This is a genomic window from bacterium (assembly GCA_035703895.1).
In the GTDB taxonomy this organism is placed as follows: domain Bacteria; phylum Sysuimicrobiota; class Sysuimicrobiia; order Sysuimicrobiales; family Segetimicrobiaceae; genus Segetimicrobium.
This window is the reverse complement of record DASSXJ010000228.1, coordinates 22626-44790: the sequence shown is the minus strand read 5'-3', so window position 1 is coordinate 44790 and position 22165 is coordinate 22626. Positions and strand designations below refer to the sequence as shown.

Below are 22165 nucleotides of genomic sequence, written 5' to 3'. Positions count from 1 at the left end.
CATCCCGCGCGAGCTCGAGGAGTCGGCGCTGGTGGACGGCGCGACCCGAGTTCAGACGATGGTGCGGATCGTCATTCCCCTGGCCCTCCCGGGGATCCTCTCCGCCGGCGTGTTCGCGTTCACTCTCTCCTGGAATGAGTTCCTCTACTCGTTGATTTTTATGAACGACACCATCGCCAAGACCATTTCCGTCGGGGTCACCAGCGAGCTGGTCCGCGGCGACGACTTCTTCTGGGGCGAGCTCATGGCGGCGTCGCTGCTCGGCTCGCTCCCGGTGGCGCTCCTCTACTCCTTCTTCGTCGATCGCTTCGTGGCCGGGTTGACAGCCGGTGCCGTGAAGGGCTGAGCGAGCCCCCTTCGGGGCGGGAATGATCGCCGGTGCTGGCAAGGGCTAGGCGACAGGGCTTCTACGTCCGGGCCGTCCTGCCGGCCCCCGCGCTCCTCATCGTGGCGGGGGCGATCGTCTTTCCGCTCGCACTCGAGGCCTGGTACAGCCTGAGCGACGCTCAGGTCGGTCAGCTTGGCCATTTCGTCGGGCTCGCCAACTACGCTTATCTCCTCCACCAGCCGACATACCACGACGCCCTGCTCAACACGTTCGTGTATACCGTGGCGAGCATCGTCATCAAGGCGATTCTGGGGATCGGGGTCGCCCTGGCCGTCGCGCGTCACTTTCCCGGGCGCCGCCTGGTCTACGCCTTGCTGTTCCTGCCCCTGGTCTTCCCCATGACCATGGGGACCATGGCCTGGTACTATCTCTTCAGCAACGTCCACGGCGCGCTCAACTACATCCTGATGCAGTCCAAGCTGCTTCCGAACGGGGTCAACTGGCTGGGCAGCTTCGGTCCCCTGCCGATGGCGAGCCTGATCACGGTGAACGTCTGGCACGAGACCGGTCTGTTCACCGTCCTCTTGCTGGCCGGCCTTCGCTCGATCGGGACCGAGGTGATCGACTCTGCTCGGGTGGACGGCACCACCAGCAGCCAGCGCTTCCTTCACATCGTCCTTCCCCTCCTGCAGCCCGCGCTTGTGTTGGGAGCGGCGATCTCCATCATGGGGTCGTTCGGCGATTTCGCCATCGTCCATGTCTTGACCAATGGCGGTCCCGCCAACCACACGCAGACGATCCCGCACATGGCCTTCATGGTCGCCCTCCGCGACGGCGACGTGGGGGTGGGCGGCGCCGTGGCCTTCTCGCTCCTGCCCGCTTACCTCCTCATGCTTGTCTATCTGCTGAGGACGGCGGTGCGGCCGTGAGCGCTCGCCGGGTGGCGGTGGGTGGATTCCTCGGGATCATGCTGGTCTTTTCGCTCGCCCCGCTCTACTGGATGCTGGTCGCCTCTTTGAAGGGCGGCAAATCCCAGCTGATCAGCGGCAATCCTTGGTGGCCGGGCGCTCAGTTTACCCTGGACAATTACGCGCAGGTGCTCCGGGATCCCGACTTCGGGCGGCTCATTCTCAACACGGCGATGGTAACCCTGGCGACGATCGCCATCAGCCTGGCCGCGAGCGTGCTCGCCGCCCTGGGCCTCGCCTACTACCGCTTGCGCTTCTCCAACGCGATCGCGCTCGCGCTGTTCGCCAGCTACCTCCTTCCCCAGGGAGTGCTCTTCATCCCACTGGCGGTGATGCTATCCCGGCTCCATCTGTATGGAGGCATGCCGGCGCTGATTGTTGTCTATCCGACGCTCGTCATCCCCTTTGGGACCTGGGTGCTCTGGGTCTACTTCCACCGGCTGCCCACGGATCTGTTCGACCATGCCCGGGCCGAGGGTGCAGGCGCGCTCCGCGTGCTGTGGGACGTGGTCCTGCCGCTCTCGTGGCCGGCCGTGGCCGCCGTGGCCCTGTTCGGCGTGGCCGTCGTCTTCAACGACTACCTCTACACGTTCACGCTCGTCTCGAACCACGCGAACATGACGCTCATGGCCGACGTGGGGAGCAACCTGCTCGACATCGACGATCCCGGCCCCACGTTCGCGGAAATCCTTCTCGGCGTGGGGCCGGTGGCTTTCATATGTGCCCTGTTCGCCGACGTCTACGGGAAAGGGCTGGGGGCGGGCGTCATCGAGTAGGCGGGCCGAGAACCCGCGCCCCTTTCGCCCCGCCGGTAGTTCCCTCCCCAGGCCCCGCCTTGTTCCAAAGAAGGATTGAAAGCCTCGCAGAGCAAAGCAGGCCCTGGGAGATCGGGATGCGGGGAACCGGGAGAACCACGCCGTATTCGCATCCGTTATTCCCTGGTGCGAGGGAGCTTGACGGGGCGTCGATCTTCCTCTCGGTGCCCACTCGGTCAAGGGGGGGGACAGGTCGTGCGTATCTCAGTACTAGCGGCTATCGTCGCCAGCATCGCCGTGGCCGTCGGTGTGTTCGGAGGGCTCAGCCCCCGGGTGCAGGGCGCGGAGTATACTGTCGGTGTGCACAAAGTGACTGACAAGGACTCCAACAGTGGGACGGTGCTGGCGAATAGCCAGGGATTGACCCTGTACTACTTCTCGGCGGATACCCCGACCCGGAGCAAGTGCACCGGTGAGTGCGCAAAGACCTGGCTGCCGCTCATTGGCAAGGCCCCCACGAAAGACCCCAGGATTCTCTTTGGCAGCGTCGGGGCCGTCCACACAGTCCATGGCATGCAGATCACGTTTAACGGACATTTGCTCTACACGTTTACCGGCGACAAAGCCCCGGGCGAGGCAAACGGCAACGGGCGGGCCGGGAAGTGGTTCGTTGCCACACCCGCACTGGGCAAGTGGTAACGAGGTGAAGCCGGCTCCACGATAAGAATGGACGATCATTTACCATCGTGATCGGCGAGAGCACGCTGATCGGGTAACTCCGTCTGTATCGCACGAGACGCACCGGCGGGGAGAAGGTCACACCTCCTCACCCCACCGGTGGGTTCAACCCGCCAGACTATTCCCACCTATCTTTGGCCGGCATGCTCGCGGCAGGAGGGAGGAGACGTTTCCGCCGAACGTCGCCCTCGTGACCACAATCCGGGAGACGACAAACATTGGGGAGACGCCGGAGGAAGGGCGGGCCGGATTTGCCGTGCTCTGCGACGCGCAGACCATCATTCGTCATGTCCTCTGCGACGATCTCGGGCTCTACGCACGGATCGAACTCAGGCCGTCTTTCGTGGCGCTCATCGATGGGGAAAGTACGGACAAGGCCCGGAGGTTTCTCGGCGCGATCAGCACCCACGGGGTCGCCTTCGACTGGTGGATGAACGTGATGGGGCCGGAGCGAGTGATGCGCATGCACTTCGCCGGCACCACGACGTCGAGCGGGATCCTCATCGTGGGCGCGCCATCCGGACCCGCGCTCGGCCTCCTCTGTGAGGAGCTGCTCGACTCTGGTGACGACGCGATCCGGGGGATACGATCGGACGTGCGGGCGCTCGTCCTGCAGGCCAAGTCCGCACCCACGGTGGACCCGGACCTCGACACCGAGGTGCGCCGTTTGCGTGAGGAGCTCGCAGAGGTCCGGCACGAGCTGGTTCGCCGCGACGCCGACCTGACCCCGGATCCGGACTTCGAGCAGAGGGCCGCGGAGGCTTTTGCTCTGGCCCTGCTGCCCCGCGATCTCCCGCAGCATGAACGCGTGGTGTTGAGTGCCGTGCATCTCCACGGTTCGGGCGAACGGAGAGAGGGGAGGACATGGTACGATGCGTTCCGTCTCCCAGAGGGGCGGGTGGCTTTGGCGGTGGGAGCCGTCCCCGGCCGTGGGTGGCGCGCGGCCGTCATGATGAGCCAGGTGCGCGCGGCCATTCGGACGCTGGTGTTTGAAGGGCACTCGCCGTTCTCGGTGCTCACGCGCACCAGCCGTGTTGTCCAGCTGTCTTCTGAGACGGCCGGAACCGCGACCGTGGTGTTCGGTCTGCTCGATCCGTCAACGCTGACCTTTGCCTACTCGATCGCCGGCCATCCGCCGCCAATGCTCGGGACGCCCGGCGGTCGCGTCGAGGTGCTTTCGGGAGGGGGATGGCCGCTGGGCGTGCGCAGCTCGGACCTCCGTCCGGCCCGCGTCGCATCGTTGCCGAACCCGTCCCTCCTGGTGCTCTACACTGCGGGCCTCGTCGCGTGCGACGAGGGGCGGCGCGAGGGCTCGGTCGACCTTCGGGCCGCGATCGAGACGGAACTGCGCCAAAGGTCTTCGAATCCCGCCGAGGCGATCTGTCGACGCGTACTCGGTGGCGTCCCTCCACGCGTGGATGCGTCGATGCTGGCTGTTTCCATCGGCCCCGGACATCGCGTCGAAGCGGTGGCCGGATGAGAGTCGGTGTCATCTTCCCCCAGACCGAAATCGGCGCAGATCCGCGTGTGGTGGCCGATTTCGCCCGAGCGGCTGAAGAAACCGGGTACCAGTATCTCGTCGCCTACGATCACGTCCTCGGGGTTGTCCCACGCGCCGAGGGATGGATTGGATATACGCATCGCGACATGTTCCACGAGCCGTTCGTGCTGTTTGGGTACCTGGCGGCCATCACCCACCGCCTCGAACTGGTCAGCGGCATCCTCGTGCTGCCCCAGCGGCAGACGGCGGTGGTCGCCAAACAGGCGGCTGAGGTGGATCTGCTGAGCGGCGGGCGCCTCAGGCTTGGCGTGGGCGTGGGGTGGAACGAGGCGGAGTTCGAGGCGGTGGGGGAGGATTTTCGTACGCGGGGAGCGCGCATCGAAGAGCAGGTGGCGGTGCTGCGGGCCCTGTGGACCCAGGACGTTGTGACGTTTCACGGACGCTGGCATCGGATCGTCCAGGCCGGAATAAACCCGCTGCCCGTGCAGCGCCCAATCCCCATCTGGATGGGGGGGTGAGAGCGATACGGTGCTGCGGCGGATCGCGCGCCTGGCCGATGGATGGATGGCCGGGGGGGCCCTTCGGACGCCGACCTCGCGGCTTCCCCAGGCTCCGGGCGGGTACGCAGCCATGGTTGGCCGTCTGCGGGATTACGCGCGTGACGCCGGGCGTGATCCGGCGACGGTGGGGCTCGAGCGCCGGATCAACTTCGCGGACGGCGCGCCGGAGTGGGCGAACGCGGCCGCCGCGTGGCGCGAGATCGGTGGGAGTCACCTCAGCGTCAACACGATGCGGGCCGGCCTCGATTCCCCGCGGGCCCATCTCGAAGCGATCCGCCGCGTCCACCAGGTGCTGGTCGATGCGGGGGTATCGGGTGCGTGACCTTACGTGCCCGGAAGGATGTTGACATCCACGTAAGGTGCTTCTAAAATCGAAGTACTCGGCCCGGGCCTGGGCCGGATGCGGAGCGAGGAACCATATGTCCACGCTGTACCAGATCGGGGAAGTCTGCCACCGTACCGGGCTCACCCAGCGGGCGCTCCACTATTACGATGAGATTGGGCTGCTGGTACCCAGCGAGCGGCTGAACGGAGGCCAGCGGCTCTACTCGGCCGCCGACCTCGAGCGGATCGAGCGGATTAAGAACCTGAAGCAGCTGCTCGGCCTGTCCCTGAGCGAGATCAAGCGGATGCTGGACGCCGATGAGGCGCGTGCCCACTACCTGGCGGCGGCGGAGACGACGTCGGATCCCGCCCGCCGCAGCAAGGCCGTCGAGAGTGCGCTACGGGTGACCGAGGATCAGCTACAGTCGGTCCGCCAAAAGGTGACGCAACTGGGGCGGCTGCAGCGGCAACTCGAGCGCCAGGTTCGCGACCTCCGGCGCCTGTCCGCGCACCCGAGCCCGCCGCGGGTCCCCGAGGGGATCGGGGGGCATTCATAATGCCGAAATCGTGGGTGTGGATCCCCGCGGTGGTGGTGGCGCTGGGCTTTGGATTGCTGCTCGGCCGGTTCACCGCCCCGGCTCCGGTCGGGAAACCGGCCAGCGCCGATCCTCCATCGACGGGCACGTCCAAGGGCCGCGCGGTGCCGCCTCCGCTGGTGGGTGTGGCCCATCCGAAGCGCGTCACGATTCCGGTCACGCTTTCGCTGACGGCGAACATCGCCTCGCTCAGGAGCGCCGTCCTCTATTCAAAGACCGCGGGCTATCTCGAAGTGGTGACCGTTCGGCCGGGTGACCCCGTGCGCGCCGGCCAGGTCGTCGCCATCGTCGACCACGCTCAACTCGACGCCCAGGTCGCTCAGGCGGAAGCCACGGCGCTGGCCGCGCAGAACGGTATCCTCACGGCCAAGGTTGCGGTCGCCACCGCCCACGCGCAATTGCTCAACGCGATCGCCGGGCGGCAAAATGCGGTAGCCCAGATGGCGAATGCCCAAGCCGGAGTCGCGAAGGCGGCCGCGCAGTTGAAGGATGCTGAGGCGACCCACCAACGGATGGCCACACTGGTGAAGCAGGGGGCGGCCGCACAGCAGACCCTCGACGACATGACCGCGCAGGTGCAATCTGCGCTCGCGACCCTGGACGCCTCGGCGGCGCAGGTGAATGTGGCGGAGGCCCAGATCGCCCAGGCCGACGCCCAGATTGCCGCCGCGCGGCAGCAGGAAGCCTCGGCACAGACGCAGGTCCAGACCCAGCGGTCCCAGGCGGCCAGCCAGCAAGCCGCCCTGCACAATGCCCGGCTGAGCGTGGCCAACGCGACGATCACCGCGCCCTTTAGTGGCATCGTCGTGAGCCGGAGCCTCGACGCGGGAGCGTACGTGACGCCGGGGACATCGACGCCGATCGTGACGATCGCCGACCTCGATCAAACCGATGTGACCGTGAACGTCACCGAGGTGCAAATCGCCGCGATTCAGCGGGGCGCCCCGGTGTCGATCACCGTCGACGCCTATCCCGGCCGGACATTTGAAGGAAAGGTCACGAGGATCGCCGGCGGGGCCGACCAGGCGACCCGGACCGTTCAGGTCGAGATCGACATCGCCAACCCCGGACATCTGCTCCGTCCCGGGATGTACGCCACCGCCCGCTTGTCGGTGGGGGCGGATAAGGACGTCCTGGTCGTGCCGCTCGGCGCGCTCGTCTCTGTCGGCGACCAGCACTTTGTGTGGGTGGTCAAGGACGGCAAAGTGAACCGGCATCCGGTGACCATAGGCAGGGCCACGGGAGAGGTCGTGGAGATAACCGCCGGGCTCACGGAGGATGATCAGATCATCGCCCGGGGCATCGATCTCGTCCGCGAAGGCCAGCCGGTCCGACCGGTTCCGGTGGGGGGGCTCTAGAAGCCACCAATGTTTCTGACGCGCGGCGCGACACGGAACCCGGTTTTCATCCTGATGGTGAGCATCGCCGTGGTGGTGCTGAGCCAGATCGCACTCGCCCGCCTGCCCACGGACCTGTTCCCGAAGATCACGATCCCGGTCATGACGGTGATCACGAACTACTCCGGGGCCAGCCCAGAAGCGGTCGAACGCACCGTCACCTACCCGCTCGAGCAAGCCGTGACCCGAGTGGCCGGGGTGCAGCAGGTCCTCTCGACCACGCGTCAGGGCCTCAGCGACATCGACGTATACTTCAACTGGGGGACGGACCTCAACAACTCCGAGGTCGAGCTGATCCAGAATGTCCAGCGGGTTATGCGAACTCTGCCGGTGGGGGTCAGCCAGCCCTTCGTATCCAAGTTCGACATCTCCAACATCCCGGTCGTGCAGGTGGTCGTGGGCGGGGGAGGGCTCGACGCCCGGCAGTTGTACGATCTCGGCTACAACGTCATTGAGCCACAACTCGAACGGCTGCCGGGGGTCTCCCAGGCCAACGTCAACGGGGGCTTGATCCGGCAGTTCAGCGTCGCCGTGGATCCCAACAAGCTGAACGCGGCGGGCCTGACGCTGCCGGATGTGCAGAACGCGATCGTCAAGTACAACGCGCTCATTCCCTCTGGCAGCCTCCGCAACAACCGCATCGACTATCAGCTGAACGTGCCCTCACTGCTCCAGAGCGTCCCGGCGATTCGAGACGTCGTCGTGACCACACGCGCCGGCGTGCCGGTGCACATTCGGGACATCGCGCAGGTGGCGGACGCCGCGGCCGACCAGACCCAGATCGTCCGCGTCGACGGCAAGCCCGGTGTGGTCCTGTTTGTCAACCGCCAGCCGGACGCCAACACGATTCAGACGGTCAACGCGATTCGGGCCGCCCTGCCCCGTCTCACGGGCATGCCGCCCGGCGTGACGCTGTCGCTGGGCTTCGATCAATCCCGGTACATTCGGGCCGCGATCAACACCCTCGGACACGAGGCGATCATCGGGGCGCTGCTCACGTTCGCCGTTGTCCTCGTGTTTCTGCGGAGCTTCTGGAGCCTGTTCATCGTCGGCCTCGGCATCCCGCTCTCGGTGTCGAGCGCGCTGTTGCTGCTCTATTTTACCGGCCAAACCCTGAACGTCTTCACGCTCGGCGGGCTCACGCTGGCGATGGGCCGGTTGGTGGACGACGCGATCGTGGTGCGGGAGAACATCACCCGCCACCTTGCGGTTCCCGGACGCAACGTGCTCGACGCGGTGATCACGGCCACGCAGGAGGTCGGGCTCCCCGTCTTGGCCTCCACCGCGTCGACGATCGCGGTGTTCTTCCCCGTGGTGTTTCTGAGCGGGATCGCCCAGCGGCTCTTTGTGCCCATGGCGCTCACCATCATCTTCGCGCTGGGCGCGTCCTACGTGGTGTCCATGACGATCGACCCGGTGCTGAGCACCAAACTGCTGCGCGCGGGCATCGCGAACATCGAGGGCAACGGAGTCGTGGCCCGGTTCAACCGCTGGAGCGAGGGGTTGATGGACGCCCTCGATGACGGGTATCAGCGCGCCCTCGGCTGGACGCTCCGGCATCGCGCGGTGGTCCTGACCGCGATCGGCGGGGTCCTGATCATCTCCCTCTTCGCCGCCCGGGGGATCGGGACGGAGTTTTTCCCGGTGACCGACGAGAGCCAGTTCCAGATCAACGTCGAGGCTCCCCAAGGGACGTCCGTGCAGTTGACCGCCGGTCTCGCCGAGCAGGTGGCGGGGGTCATCCGCCAGACCATCCCCTCTCGCGACATCGTCACCATTTACACGAACTCCGGGTTTCCCTCGAAGGGCGGCGGATTCGGCGGGAACGCCGGCACGAACCAGGCGAGCGTCCAGGTCCGGTTGGTGCCGCCGACGCAGCGCCACCGGTCCACAGACGACCTCGCGAGCTCCGTTCGCCGAGCGATTCAAGGCAAGTTCCCGGGCGTTCAATTGTTCGTGCGGACCGGCGGGCTCCAGAATCGGGTCGTCAACTTCGGGTCGGCGGCTCCGATCGACATTCAGCTCCTGGGGTATGATCAGCAGGTGGGCGCGCAGTTCGCCCAGGAGATCGCCGGGATCGTCTCCGCCACGCCCGGCAGCGCCGACGTCCAGATCACGCCGCGAGGCCAGTACCCCGCCTTCACCGTCGCACTGAACAGTGAGAAGGCCGCCACGCTCGGCTTGTCCTCGACCACCGTCGCCAACGCGATCGATATGGCGATCTCCGGAAACGTGGGCACGGCCAGCCAGTTCATCGACCCGGTCTCGGGGAACGAGTACGACATCGTCGTCCGGCTGATGGACCAATACCGGACCCACACCGAGGATCTGGGCAACATTCCGCTGGCGAGCCTGGCCGACCCGGGGCCGGGAACCGCCCCAGCGGCAGGTCCCATGGTCCCGATTCGGGTGCGCGACGTCGCCAAGATCTCGCTGGGCAGCCAGCCCCTCCAGATCGCCCGGAAGAACGAGCAGCGGGTGATCGATATCACGGCAAACGTCGTCGACCGGCCCCTCGGCGGGGTCTCGCAGGAAATCGCCACCCGGCTGGACCGGCTGGCGTTTCCACAGGGGTTTACGTACCACATGGCCGGGCAGACCGAGCAGCAGCAGAACGCCTTCGGCAGCCTCGGGTTCGCGATGGGGCTCGCCCTCATGCTGGTCTACATGATCATGGCGTCGCAGTTCCAGTCGCTCGTGGACCCGTTCGTGATCATGTTCACCGTGCCGCTCGGCATCATCGGCGTCATCTGGATGCTCCTCCTGACGCACACGACCCTGTCGATCATCTCCTTTATGGGCGTGATCACGATGGTCGGCGTTGTCGTGTCGAACGGCATCCTGCTCGTGGACTACTCGAACAAACTCCAGGACCGGGGCCTGGGTGTTCGCGAGGCGGTGCTCAAGGCGGGCCGGATCCGGCTGCGGCCCATCCTCATGACCGCGCTGGCGACGATCCTCGCCATGATCCCGATGGCGGTGGGGCTCGGCGAGGGCGCCGAGACCAATATGCCGCTCGCGCGCGCGGTGATCGGCGGATTGACCGTCTCGACGGGCCTGACCCTGCTCTTGATCCCGACCCTCTACGTCATCTTCGAGGAGCGGTTCCCGCGCCGATCCCATAAGACATCATGACGAACCCGACCGTGACGCCGCGGGGGGAGCTGCGGATCGAGGGGCTCTCGGTCGTCATTCCCAAGACGAGCGGCGACATCCGGGTGCTGGAAGACGTATCCCTGCACGTCCCGGCCGGTGCGGCGGTGGCCCTGGTCGGCGGGTCCGGGGCGGGCAAGTCGATGACGGCCTCAGCCGTCCTAAAGCTCTTTCCTGTGCCCTCGCGCATCACCGCCGGTAGGATCCTGTTGAACGGGACCGACCTCGTCCCGCTGTCCGAGCGCGCGATGCAGGCGTACCGGGGCCGCCGCATCGCAATCATCTTCCAGGAACCCACCTCCGCCCTCGATCCGGTGATGTCCGTGGGCGACCAGGTCATGGAGGGGATCGTGGCCCACCTCGGCCGCCGGGGGGCGCGCGAGCGGGCCGCCGAGGCCCTCAAGCTCGTGGGGCTGGATCCATCGCTGCTCAAGCGCTATCCGCACGAACTCTCGGGGGGCCAGCGGCAGCGGGTCCTCATCGCCGCCGCGATCGGTCCGGGGCCGGAATTGCTAATCGCCGACGAGCCCACGGCCGCCCTCGACGTGACCGTGCAGGCGCAGATCCTGGACCTCCTGGCCCGGTTGAAGCGGGATCTCGGGATGTCGCTGTTCCTGATTACGCATGATCTCGGCGTCGTCGCGCAGACCTGCGACCTGGTGCATGTGATGCGCGCGGGCCGGATCGTGGAATCGGCCGAGACACGGCAGCTCTTTGCGGCGCCCCAGCACCCCTACACTCGGACACTGGTCACCGGCGCGCAGCGGCTGGGACTCTGGGCGGAGTGACCCGATTTCCGGCGGATCGTGGCCGCCTGGCGGTGCTCGCGCCGCTGCGGCATCGCAACCTCCGCCTCTTCTTCACGGGCCAGGGGATCTCGTTGATCGGCAGCTGGATGCAGACCGTGGGGCAGGCGTGGCTCGTCCTGACGATCACCCACTCGCCCTTCCTTCTGGGCGTCATCAACGCGCTCCAATGGTTCCCGGTGCTGCTGTTCTCGCTCCCCGCGGGGGTCATCGTGGATCGCGTGCCCAAGCGCACGCTGATCATGTGCACCCAGGCACTGTTCCTCCTGCTGGCGCTGGCGCTCGGACTGCTCACCACCACCGGCCACGTCCGGTACTGGCACGTCGCGGTATTGGCCGCGCTCCTCGGAACGGTGAACGCCTTCGACGTCCCGGCGCGGCAGGCGTTCGTCGTGGAGATGGTGGGTGGGACGGAAGATCTCACGGGCGCCATCGCGCTCAACTCCTCGGTGTTCAACGGCGCGCGGCTGATCGGGCCGGGGCTCGCCGGCTTGACGATCGCCGCGTGGGGGGTCGGGGTGGCATTTCTGGCGAACGCCGCCAGCTTCCTCGCCGTCCTCGCCGCGCTCGCCGCGATGCGGGTCGTCGTGCCGGCGGTCCGGGTCGTGCCCGGAACCGGATTGCTGATGCATATCGCTGAAGGAGTAGGCTTCGTCCGGTCGACGCCGGCGATCCTGAGAGTGCTGCTGACACTGGGCGTGCTGAGCCTGTTTGCGATGAACTTCAACGTGTTCGTTCCGGTGCTCGCCCGCACCCAGCTCCACCTCGGCCCGAGTGGGTTCGGGTTCCTCATGGCCGCGCAGGGCTCCGGGGCGCTGATCGGTTCGTTGCTCGTGGCCGGCACGAGCGCGCGCGGCCCGCGACCTGCGTACCTCCTCTGGGGCGCCCTGCTGCTCTGCGGGGGGTTGATCGCGCTCAGCCAGGTGGGCCGCCCCGGCGTGGCCGCCCCCGAGCTGTTTTTCGCGGGGATGGGGATGGTGCTATTTACCGCCACGGCAAACAGCACGGTCCAACTGGAGACGCCCGATGCGCTGAGGGGGCGCGTCATGAGCCTCTACGCCCTGGTCTTTAACGGCCTAGCCCCGTTTGGAGCGCTGATGATGGGCGGGATTATCGGGGGATGGGGCCTTCCCGTCGGTCTGCTCGTGGCTGGTGGGGTGGGTCTCGGGGGAACGTGGGTGGCGCGCAGCGTGCTGGGGCGGTTCCCGGCCCCAGCGGTGGTGCTCGGATGAGGCTGGGAGGCTGATGCCTCTCGAGCTCGAGATGTCCGGTGCCGGCGGGGTGTGGCGGTGGACGCCTAGCATCGGGTCGGTGTTGAACGCCGGATGGGCGGGGCGCGACCTCGAGGCGGTGGCCGCGCACGTGGAGGAGATGCGCGGGCTTGGCGTGCCGGCGCCCGACACGGTCCCCATCGTCTTCCCCGTGGCTCAGGCGATGCTGACGCAGGGGGATAGGATCGAGATCTACTCCCCGCAGAGTTCCGGCGAGGTGGAGTACGTGCTGGTCGCGACCCAGCACCGCGTCGCGCTGACCGTTGGGAGCGACCACACGGACCGGAAGGTGGAGGCTACCTCCATCGCGCTCAGCAAGCAGATCTGTCCCAACGTAATGGCCCGTACGGCCTGGGCGTACGCGGACGTCGCCGGCCACGTGGACGATCTGGTGCTCCGGGCCTGGGTCCGCTCGGGCGGGGTCTGGCAGCGGTACCAGGAAGGGCCGATCGGTGCGCTGCTGGCCCCCTCGTATTGGCTGGATCGGCTGGCGGGCAGGCTCACCGAGCGCGCCGCCGTGGTGCTGTTTTCGGGAACCATCCCCACGCTCGCCGGCGCCCTCACCTACGGCGACGGTTTCCGGATGAGCCTCGAAGACGCCAGGTTGGGCCGATCCATTGTACACGAGTACGACGCGTCGCTTGTAGAGAACCCGCTGGCCCAAACGCCGTGATAGAATCGGGGTCCCCCGCCGTGGGAGGGACGGGAACGACCGACATCGTATCTACGTACATTCTCGCGAGGGGCTGCGCTAGCCACCGGAGAACTGTGGCTCCCATTTGGGAGCCGGGGGAGGGATTCGCGAATGGACCGCGCTCTCGAAGTACGCCCACGCAAGAAGCTCAACCGGCGTCAATTCCTCACGGCAGCAGGGACCGGGGTCGCCGCGGCGGCGCTCGGGCGGGTGGCGCCGTGGGACGTCGGAGTGGCCCCCGCGCAGATCAAGGGCACGGCGCTGCGGATCTTGACGTGGAGCCACTTCGTGCCCGCGTACGACAAAGCCTTCGATCAGTATGCCGTCCAGTGGGGAAAGGACAACGGGGTCGAGGTCCGTGTCGACCACATCAGCATCGACGACCTCCCGGCCCGCATCGCCTCCGAGCTCGCCGCGGGCGCGGGGCACGATATCTTCCAGATGAACGGGCAGATCCAGACGACCTTGTACTACAAGCACATGGTGGACGTCTCGGACATCTGCGAGAAGCTCGGCAAGGCCGGCGGCGGCTGGCTCCCGATGGCACCCAACCTCTCCGTGGTCAACGGGCATTGGTACGGGGTGCCAGAGTTCTATATTCCGATCCCGGTGATGTGGCGGGGGGACCTGTGGAAGGAATACAATCTGCCGTCTCCAAGCACCTGGGACAACATGCGTACCGCCGCGCGGATCGGGAAGTCCAAAGGCCATCCGACCGGGTTTGCCATCTCCCACTGCAACGACGCCAACCACAACTGGCGGGCGGTGTTCTATGCGTTCGGGGTGCATGAGACCGACCCGTCCGGCAAGGAAGTCGCCTGGGACTCAAAGGCCCTCCGCGACGCGATGCAGTTCAGCAAGGCCCTGTGGTCGGAGGGCATGACCTCGGAGGTGTTCTCCTGGGACAACGTCTCCGACAACCGGTATCTAGACTCCGGGGTGGCCCTCTACATCCACGACGCGCTCTCGTCTCTCTTTTCGGTCGAGGACAGCAACCCCACGTTGTTCAACTCGATCAACGCCGCCGTCCCCGGCTCGGAGCCGAAGGGGCCGGCGCGGAGCGCGGCCGTCGTCGACGTCACGGTCCTCTCCGTCTGGAACTTCTCGAAGAACCAGGCGGGGGCGAAGGCATTCCTCGAGCAGTATGGCGGCGACGTCAAGTTCTCGCTGGAGGCCAGCAAGGGCTATAACATGCCGTACCTGAAGTCGTGGTACAAGAAGCCGATGCCGGGCATCGAGAAGCATCTGCCCAAGCTCGATCTGATGCAGGACTGGGACAAGGTGGGGCTGGTCTTCGGGTATCCGGGCCCCGCGGCGGCGCCTGCGGCGGAAGTCCTCGCGACATTTGTCCTTCCCGACATGCTGGCGAGATATTGTCACGGGGACAGCCTGGAGGGCTCGATCAAGTGGGGGTTGGGTCAGATCAAGGGCATCTACGCCAAGTACAAGTAAACCGAGACGCAACGGCCCGCCGGTCTCGCCGCGGGATCGTGTGGCAGACCGGCGGACAAGCCCCTACGAGAGGGTAAAGCGGACGCCGGGGTGGCGAACGTCGAATTGACGGCCGGGTCTCGAGTGTACGTGAGGCGGGGCGGGTTCAACCGCGAACGCCTCACGTTTGGCTATACCATGCTGGCGCCCGCCATCATTTACATGGTCGTCCTCGTTGGGGTGCCGTTCTTCTTCTCCCTCTACCTCAGCCTCAGCGACGCGTCCGTGGGGAACCAGGTCGCCCGGTTCGTGGGGTTCCAGAACTTCATTGCGATCTTTCAAGACCCCACGTTCCGTCAAGCCCTACGCAACACGGTGATGTTCACGGTCATCGCCGGGATCGCGAAAGCCCTCCTCGGGGGAATTCTGGGCGTCCTCCTGACACAGGAGGTCCGGGGGAGACGGCTGATTCGGTCGCTCGTCGTCCTTCCCTGGACGCTGCCCGTCGTCATCACCGCTCTCGCCTGGAAGTGGGCGTTCGACCCGCAGTTCAGCACGATCAACTGGGTCGCGAACCACCTCCACCTCATGAGCGGGTGGCCGAACTGGCTTGGGGAGCCCGGGTTGGCGATGTCGGCGGTGATTTCGGTCAACGTCTGGCGCGGAGTTCCGTTTGGCGCGATCGTCTTGATGGCCGGGCTGTCCTCGGTCCCCATGGAACTCCTCGACTCCGCAAAAGTGGACGGGGCGAACTTCTTCCTACGGTGGCATTACATCGTCGTGCCGATCATTGCCCCCATCCTCTTCGTCGGCCTGCTCTTCGATACGGTCTTCACGCTCTCGGACCTCAGCATCATCTACCTGCTGACGATGGGGGGGCCGATGAACTCCACGGAGATCCTTCCCACGCGCGCGTTCGAGATCGGCATCCAAGCGGGTGCGTTGGGCCGCGGCGCGGCCATCTCCCTGGTGCTGTTCCCGATCCTGCTCCCCATCGTGTTTTTCCTGCTGCGGACGCTCCGGAGGCGTGAGGCGCTGTGAGCGGCGTCGAGACCCTGCGCCGCGAACCGTCCATAGTCGCCGCCGCCGTGCGGCGCACGCAGGCGCGGGAGCTCCGCAAGCATGTGCTGGTCTATGCGGGGTTGCTGCCGTTCATCATCATCGCGGTGTTCCCCATCATTTGGATGACCGTGACCGCGTTCAAGACGGACGCCGACCTGGTCAACCCCCTTGCCTCACCGTTCTGGTTTATTCAAAAGCCGACGTTTCATCATTTCACCTACCTGTTTCACGATACCCAATACGGACACTGGTTCTACAACACGATTGTGATCGCGTTCTGGGTGTCGGTGATCACGTTGCTGACCGCGATCCCGGCCGGCTACGCGCTGGCGCGGCTCCGCCTCCCCGGCGCGGAGAACATGGGGATCGCGATCTTCCTCGGGTACTTGATCCCCTCGATCCTCCTGTTTATTCCGCTCTCTCGTATCCTCGGGTTGACCCATCTCCTCGACAGCAAATGGGGGCTCGTGCTCGTCTACCCGACGTTTACGATCCCGTTCTGCACCTGGCTCCTGAGCGGATTCTTCAAGACGGTGCCGCCCGAGATCGAGGAAGCCGCCAGGGTGGACGGCTGCAGCCGCTTCGCGGCCCTCGTCCGGACCGTGATTCCCGTGAGCTGGGCGGGGATCCTCACCGCGGTGATCTTCACGTTTACCTTGACGATGCAGGATTTCCTGTACGCGCTCGTGTTCGTGTCGGTGGGCGATCAAAAACCCGTCCCCCTGGGGGTCGCCACCGACCTGATCCGGGGGGATGTGTACTTTTGGGGATCGCTCATGGCGGGTGCCCTGCTGATCGGGGTGCCGGTGGCCGTGCTCTACAGTCTATTCCTGGACCAGTTCATCTCAGGAATCACGAGCGCTGCGGTGAAGTGATCGGCGTCCGGTGATCCGGATCGAGGCGGACCGGCTGATCGACGGGGCGGGAGACCAACCGCACCGTCCCGGGCGCGTGGATATCGAGGGCGACCGCGTCACCGGGGTCGACGGCCGCCTGGGACCGTCGCCTGACCCGCTCGTCCTGTCTCTTCCCGGCTGCAGCCTGCTCCCCGGCCTGTGGGATTTTCACTCGCACCTCGGCCTGGACACACGCCGAGGCCAGCTCTCCGCGCAGGTCCGGGTGCCGGCGGGCGAGTACGTGGCGAACGGGGTGAGCCGGATCCTCGAAGATCTCCGGGCCGGCGTGACGGGCGTCCGGATGTGCGGGGATCTCCATGGAATCGATCTCGCGGTCCGGCGCGCCGTCGAGGAAGGAGCGATCGTCGGTCCCCGGTTGGTCGCCGCGGGGCGCGCCATTCGATCGCCTCGATGTTCCGGCGGGGCGGTCGCCTCCGTGCTGACCGACGACCCCGAGGAGATCGAGCGGGCCGCGCGCGACAACCTCGAGGCCGGCGTTGACTTCGTCAAGCTCTTCGTCTCCGATGGCGTGGGCAACCCTTCGGTCGACCCGACGACATGCTATTACGGGGAGGCTCACGTCGCCCCCGCCGTCAGACAGGCGCACGAAGCCGGCCGCCCTGTCGCGGCCCACCTTCTCGGCGGACCCGGGGTCGCCGCCGCCATCGGCGGCGGACTGGACGTCATCGAACACGGATGGTTTCTGACCGACGCGGACCTCGACCTGGTCCAGCGCTACGGGACGCTGATCACGCTCACCACCGGCGTGCTCTGCGGACCGCGGGCGCACGCCTTCGAGCGTAACCCCGAGACCGACGCACGGCTCCGGCGGCTGGCCGACCGTGCGCTGGAGACGACGCGAAAGGTGATCGCGCGGCGGATGCGATACGTCGTCGGCACGGACGCGCTCCATGGGTGCCTCGCGGACGAGCTGGCCTGGCTCGTGAGGCTCGGGGAGTCTCCCATGCGCGCGATCCAGGCGGCAACGGCGTGGCCGGCGGCGGCCCTCGGCCTGGCCTCCTCGCTCGGCACGGTCGAAGTGGGCAAGGTCGCCGACGTGATCGCGGTGGAGGGGGATCCGGTCGAAGACATCGCCGCGCTGCGCCGGGTGCGCCTGGTCGTGAGTCGTGGCCGGATCGTCTATCTCGAGCCGCAGGGAGCGCCCGCATGAAGACGGTCGGCGTGATCGGGCTCGGCGAGATGGGCTTGCCCATGGCCGCGAACCTCGCGGCCCGCGGATTTGAGGTGACGGGGTACGACATCCGCGCGGCCGCGGTCGAGGCCCTGGAGACCGTGGGGGGCCGGCGAGTCGGATCCGTCGGCGCCGCGTCGCGCGGTCAGGATGCGATCGTGGTCATGGTGCGGACTCCCGCCCAGGCGGAGCAGGTCGTGTTGGGCCCGGGCGGCGTGCTTGAGGAAGCGCGGGCGGACGTGATCGTGATTGTGATGAGCACGATCGGGGTCGCGTCGATGCGGCGGCTCGGCGCCGCCGCGCGGGAACGTGGCCTCGCGTTCCTCGACGCCCCCGTCAGCGGCGGGCGGGCCCGCGCCGAGGCAGGCACCCTCACCATCATCGTCGGCGGCTCGATCCAGGACCTCGCGACGGCGCGGCCCGTGCTGGGCGCGATGGGGTCGCAGATCGAGCACGTCGGCGATGTCGGCGCCGGGACCGCCGTGAAAATGGCGAACCAGGTGCTCTTGACCACGAGCCTGCTGGCGGCGCGCGAGGTCGCGGACCTCGCCGCCGCGCAGGGTGTTCCGGCCGAGCGGCTGTGGGAGGTGCTGCGGACGTGCACCGGGACGACGTGGGTCGTCGAGAACTGGCCCACGGTCGCCGCCTGGCTCCGCGATTACCGCCCCGGATCCTCCCTCGACATCCTCGTGAAGGATACCGCTCTCGCGCTCGCTCTCGCGCGGGACCTCGGCCTCCCTGCCCGCCTCGTCCCCTTGAGCGCGCGGATGATCCAAGAGCTCACCCGCAGCCTCGGCGGCGTCAGGCGCCTTCGATCATCGCCGCCGTCAACCCGCGCACGTACGAGCCGGCGAAGAGCGCGGCGATCAGGAGGACGGGGAGCCCGCCGAGGCTGATCCCGGAGACCACGGAGAGGTCTTCGAGGCTCACGTCCATCGTCGCCATCCCGGCCGCGATCGTCTGATGCCACTGGTTGGGGAGGAACACACCGGCAAACATGAAGTCGCTGCTGATCACCCCGAGGGCAAAGAGCCCGGCGGCGACGACCACGGGCCAGCTCATCGGGAGGACGATGCGCAAGAACGCGGTGAACCGGCCGGCTCCCTCGATGTACGCGGATTCCTCGATGTCCGGGCTGAGCTTCTGGAAGTAGACGGAGAACAGCCACGCGCAGAAGGGGATCGCCAGCATCGGATACGTCAGCACCAACGCCAGGAGATTGTCGTCGAGGTGGAGGTGGAACACCACCTTATAGAGCGGGAGAAACAGGATCGTCTGGGGGATGAGGAACGTCGCCAACAGCACCCGGCGCCACCCTCGCCACGCCGGCGGGCGTAGGCGGCCGAGGGCGTACCCGGCCATCAGGCTGCTGAGCAGGATGACCGCGAGCGCTGCGCTGAAGACGATCGCGGTGTTCCTGGACCAGACCAGGAACGGGACCGTGCGCGTGACGATTCTGGCGTGGGTCATCCACTCGTGTTCTTCAAAGAGATTTTGGTACCACTCCAAAGAAGGATGGCGGACATAGAAGGGGCTGCCGAAGACATCTTCGTCGACGGTCTTGAGCGACTCGACCGTGACCATGTAGATGGGAAAGATGCTGTATGCGGCCAGAAGGACGAGCAGGACGCCCTGGACGAGCCGGCGAAAGCGCCGGGTCGTCCTCACGCGACGTCCTCCTCGAGCGGCTCGAATACGCGGTAACAGATGAAGAGGATGAGGGTCAGCACGGGCATGAGGATGAGCGACAGCGCCGCCGCCCGCCCCCACTGTCCCCCGAACAGCGCGAGGTGGAACGCCTGCGTCCAGACGATCGGATACACGTTGCGGAACCCGGATATATAATAGACGTTCCCCAGATCGACGGCCGCCCCGGTCAATGAGAGGAACGTCGCCAGCGCCAGGAACGGCCGCAGCAGCGGCACCGTAACCATCCAGAACTTCCGCCAGGCGTTCTTGACTTCGGTGGTGGCATAGTCGAAGAGATCTTCTGGGATCCCGTTGAGCGCGGCAAGCAGGAAGATCCCGACGAACGACCCGCCGCGCCAGACGTTGAACGCGATCAGGCTGATGAACCCCCAGGTTCCCTCCCCCAGCCGGCTGTCGAAGAACAGGTGCAGATCCCCCATGAAGACAGAATACGAGGAGTGGAGGGGGGGGATCAGGAACCAGTACCAGCCGACCGCGCCGAGGCCGCCTGGGTACGCCCACGGCAGGAATGTGGCGACGAACACGAGCGGCCTCCCCGGAAACGGACGTGCGAGCAGGAGCGCGATGCCCACGCCCACCGCCATCTTGAGGATGGCCGTGATCGCGAGGTACCCGAGCGTGTTGGCGGACGCCCGCCAGAACTCCGCGTCGCGAAGGAATCCCGCGTAGTTGCCGAGCCATACAAGCTTGGTGCTCGTGTCCAGGACCGACGAGTTGGTCAGGCTGATCTCGACCAGCCAGCCGAGAGGATACGCGAGAACGCCGAGGACGAGCAACACCGCAGGGGCGAGCAACAGGTACGCGACGACGACGTCGTGTCGCCGGCGCGCCAACTCTCCCCTCCCAAACACCTGCCCGTTCTTCGCGCCGGAGGGCGCCGCGACCATCTGGGCCATACGCGGACCCCTTCCACGGGGCCCGCGGGATTCCCTACGCGCTCAGGCGCCTTCAACCATCGCGGCGGTCAGCCCGCGCACGTAGGCCCCGGCCGAGAGGGCGGCGATCGGCACGACCGTCCCCGCCGCCAGATTGACGGCCGCCACCACCGAGAGATTGTCCATGCTCGGCCCCATGGTGCCGAGACCGGCCGCGAGGGTCTGGTGGAACTGGTTCGGCAGGAACACCGCGGCGAAGATCGAGTCGCTGCTGATCACCCCCAAGGCGAAGACGCCCGCCGCGACCACGGTCGGCCAGCTCATGGGCAGGATGATCCGGAGGAATGCCGTCGTGCGGCTGGCTCCTTCGATGTAAGCAGACTCTTCGACCTCGGGATCGAGCCGCTGGTAGTAGGCAGAGAGGAGCCAGACGCAGAACGGCACGGCGAGCATCGGGTAGATGAGGATCAGGGCGAGCAAGTTGTCGTCCAGATTGAGGCGAAAGACGAGGGTGTACAGGGGGAGAAACAAAAGCGACTGGGGGATCAGGTAGGTCGCGAACAAGGCCCGCCGCCAGGTGCGCCACCCCGGGGGGCGGAGGCGCCCCAGGGCGTAGGCCCCCATCACGCTCGTGACGAGCGTGATGGCGAGCGCGCCGGCAAACACAATCGCCGTATTGGCGAGCCAGACGAGGAACGGGACGCTCTGAACGGCGATCTCGCCGCGCAGCCACACGACCGGGTCGAACAGGCCGAGATACCACTTCAGCGTGGGATGGAGCACGATCAAGGGATTTCCGGTGACGTCCTCGTGGACGGACTTCAGCGATTCAATCGCGATCATGTAGATGGGGAACACGCTCCCGGCGGCGATGAGCGCGAGCCCGCACGCCCGGAGGCACGGGTGGAGCCAGCGGGGCGCCGTCATGGCTGCCCCTCCTCGAGGGGGTCAAACAGCCGGTAGCAGGCAAAGAGGAGGAGCGCCAGCACGGGGACCAGCATGAGCGCGAGCGCGGAGGCCTTTCCCCACTGCCCGGCAATGAGCGCGTAGCGGAAGGAGTCGGTCCAGACGATCGGGTACACGTTGCGCCCGCCCGTCAGGAGCCAGGCGTTCCCCAGGTCGGCGACGGCGGTGGTGAGGGAGAGGAGCGTGGCCAGGGCCAAGAACGGTCGGAGGAGGGGCAGGGTCACCAATCGGAAGCACCGCCACGTGGTCCGAACCTCGAGGGCGGCGTAATCGAAGAGTTCTCGCGGGAGCCCGTTGAGCCCGGCGAGCAGGAAGATCCCAGTGAACGCCGCGCCGCGCCAACTATTGACGAGGACGAGGGTGAGGAACCCCCACGTGCCGTTGCCCAGCCACCGATCGAAGTAGACGCTGAGGTTCCCCATGAGGACGCTGTAGGCGGTGTGCACCGGAGGGCTCATGAACCGATCCCAACCGATCATCGCGGCGCCGGCGGGATAGGCCCAGGGCAGGAACACGGCCAGGAGCACGATCGGCCGGACCCGGAAGGGGCGCCACAACGCCAGGGCCACGGCGGTCCCGAGCGCGAGCTTGAGCGCGGCCGTGAGGGCAAGAAACCCGATCGTGTTGCGGGCCGCAACCCAGAACTCCGGATCGTTGAGAAAGACCAGGTAATTGTACAAGCCGACGTAGCTTGCCGAGACGCGCTGCACGGAGCTGTTGGTCAGGCTGGCCCACACCTCCCAGCCGATCGGGTAGGCGAGGAGGCCCATGACGAACAGCAGGGCCGGGGCGAGCAGGAGGTAGGCCACGACGATCTCGCGCCGCCGTCGGATCACGGCCCGAGGCGAGCCGAGCGGGCGCGTCGTGCCCGGCCGCGGTCCCGCGAGAACGCGCTGGGCCATCGAGGATCTTTCCGGAGTGCGCATGAGAAATCCTGGGGGC

22 protein-coding genes are annotated in these 22165 nt (G+C 66.7%); 18 read left to right on the top strand and 4 right to left on the bottom strand.

What is annotated here, in order from left to right; genetic code table 11:
- From VFP86_15275 to VFP86_15190, 18 genes are all read left to right on the top strand, one after another.
- A partial coding sequence (locus VFP86_15275; protein HET9000999.1) for a carbohydrate ABC transporter permease occupies positions 1-346 on the top strand: 346 nt, incomplete at its 5' end.
- Between the two features lie 32 nt (positions 347-378).
- On the top strand, positions 379-1257 hold the full coding sequence (locus VFP86_15270; protein HET9000998.1) for a sugar ABC transporter permease: 879 nt from the start codon (positions 379-381) through the stop codon (positions 1255-1257).
- A complete protein-coding gene (locus VFP86_15265) occupies positions 1254-2072 on the top strand; it encodes a carbohydrate ABC transporter permease (protein HET9000997.1) in 819 nt (272 codons plus the stop codon). The genes VFP86_15270 and VFP86_15265 overlap by 4 nt, the downstream gene beginning before the upstream one ends.
- A 234-nt stretch (positions 2073-2306) precedes the next feature.
- Positions 2307-2750 carry a hypothetical protein gene (locus VFP86_15260; protein HET9000996.1) on the top strand — a complete coding sequence of 148 codons (444 nt, stop codon included), beginning with the start codon at positions 2307-2309 and terminating at the stop codon, positions 2748-2750.
- 229 nt (positions 2751-2979) lie between these two features.
- Positions 2980-4269, top strand: a complete 1290-nt coding sequence (locus VFP86_15255) for a PP2C family protein-serine/threonine phosphatase (protein ID HET9000995.1) — start codon at positions 2980-2982, stop codon at positions 4267-4269.
- On the top strand, positions 4266-4808 hold the full coding sequence (locus VFP86_15250; GenBank protein HET9000994.1) for an LLM class F420-dependent oxidoreductase: 543 nt from the start codon (positions 4266-4268) through the stop codon (positions 4806-4808). Before VFP86_15255 ends, VFP86_15250 begins: the two co-directional genes overlap by 4 nt.
- Positions 4809-4818: 10 nt before the next feature.
- Positions 4819-5172 carry a hypothetical protein gene (locus VFP86_15245; GenBank protein HET9000993.1) on the top strand — a complete coding sequence of 118 codons (354 nt, stop codon included), beginning with the start codon at positions 4819-4821 and terminating at the stop codon, positions 5170-5172.
- Positions 5173-5269: 97 nt separating this feature from the next.
- The gene (locus VFP86_15240) at positions 5270-5731 is read left to right on the top strand and encodes a MerR family transcriptional regulator (protein ID HET9000992.1); all 462 of its coding nucleotides are present in this window, start codon (positions 5270-5272) and stop codon (positions 5729-5731) included.
- Positions 5731-7128 (top strand): efflux RND transporter periplasmic adaptor subunit, encoded by a 1398-nt coding sequence (locus tag VFP86_15235; protein HET9000991.1) that lies wholly within the window; start codon positions 5731-5733, stop codon positions 7126-7128. Before VFP86_15240 ends, VFP86_15235 begins: the two co-directional genes overlap by 1 nt.
- Before the next feature lie 9 nt (positions 7129-7137).
- A complete protein-coding gene (locus VFP86_15230) occupies positions 7138-10302 on the top strand; it encodes an efflux RND transporter permease subunit (GenBank protein HET9000990.1) in 3165 nt (1054 codons plus the stop codon).
- Positions 10299-11108, top strand: coding sequence for an ABC transporter ATP-binding protein (locus tag VFP86_15225; protein HET9000989.1), 810 nt, complete (start codon positions 10299-10301; stop codon positions 11106-11108). The genes VFP86_15230 and VFP86_15225 overlap by 4 nt, the downstream gene beginning before the upstream one ends.
- Positions 11105-12358, top strand: a complete 1254-nt coding sequence (locus tag VFP86_15220; GenBank protein ID HET9000988.1) for an MFS transporter — start codon at positions 11105-11107, stop codon at positions 12356-12358. Before VFP86_15225 ends, VFP86_15220 begins: the two co-directional genes overlap by 4 nt.
- Positions 12359-12371: 13 nt before the next feature.
- Positions 12372-13070: a DUF2848 family protein gene (locus tag VFP86_15215; protein HET9000987.1), complete on the top strand. Its 699-nt coding sequence runs from the start codon at positions 12372-12374 to the stop codon at positions 13068-13070.
- 132 nt (positions 13071-13202) lie between these two features.
- Complete coding sequence (locus VFP86_15210; GenBank protein ID HET9000986.1) at positions 13203-14543, top strand: extracellular solute-binding protein; 1341 nt, start codon at positions 13203-13205, stop codon at positions 14541-14543.
- A 90-nt stretch (positions 14544-14633) separates the two neighbouring features.
- Positions 14634-15563, top strand: a complete 930-nt coding sequence (locus VFP86_15205; GenBank protein ID HET9000985.1) for a sugar ABC transporter permease — start codon at positions 14634-14636, stop codon at positions 15561-15563.
- Positions 15560-16459 carry a carbohydrate ABC transporter permease gene (locus tag VFP86_15200; GenBank protein HET9000984.1) on the top strand — a complete coding sequence of 300 codons (900 nt, stop codon included), beginning with the start codon at positions 15560-15562 and terminating at the stop codon, positions 16457-16459. The genes VFP86_15205 and VFP86_15200 overlap by 4 nt, the downstream gene beginning before the upstream one ends.
- A gap of 10 nt (positions 16460-16469) precedes the next feature.
- Positions 16470-17651, top strand: coding sequence for an amidohydrolase family protein (locus tag VFP86_15195; protein HET9000983.1), 1182 nt, complete (start codon positions 16470-16472; stop codon positions 17649-17651).
- Positions 17648-18568, top strand: coding sequence for an NAD(P)-dependent oxidoreductase (locus tag VFP86_15190; protein ID HET9000982.1), 921 nt, complete (start codon positions 17648-17650; stop codon positions 18566-18568). The genes VFP86_15195 and VFP86_15190 overlap by 4 nt, the downstream gene beginning before the upstream one ends.
- On the opposite strand, the gene VFP86_15185 is transcribed toward VFP86_15190, so the two are convergent.
- The 4 genes from VFP86_15185 to VFP86_15170 are packed head-to-tail and all read right to left on the bottom strand — an operon-like array spanning position 18474 to position 22125.
- A complete protein-coding gene (locus tag VFP86_15185) occupies positions 18474-19340 on the bottom strand; it encodes a carbohydrate ABC transporter permease (GenBank protein ID HET9000981.1) in 867 nt (288 codons plus the stop codon). The genes VFP86_15190 and VFP86_15185 overlap by 95 nt on opposite strands.
- A complete protein-coding gene (locus VFP86_15180) occupies positions 19337-20278 on the bottom strand; it encodes a sugar ABC transporter permease (GenBank protein HET9000980.1) in 942 nt (313 codons plus the stop codon). Before VFP86_15180 ends, VFP86_15185 begins: the two co-directional genes overlap by 4 nt.
- A gap of 42 nt (positions 20279-20320) precedes the next feature.
- Positions 20321-21184, bottom strand: a complete 864-nt coding sequence (locus VFP86_15175) for a carbohydrate ABC transporter permease (GenBank protein ID HET9000979.1) — start codon at positions 21182-21184, stop codon at positions 20321-20323.
- Complete coding sequence (locus VFP86_15170) at positions 21181-22125, bottom strand: sugar ABC transporter permease (protein ID HET9000978.1); 945 nt, start codon at positions 22123-22125, stop codon at positions 21181-21183. The genes VFP86_15175 and VFP86_15170 overlap by 4 nt, the downstream gene beginning before the upstream one ends.
- Positions 22126-22165 lie beyond the last annotated feature (40 nt).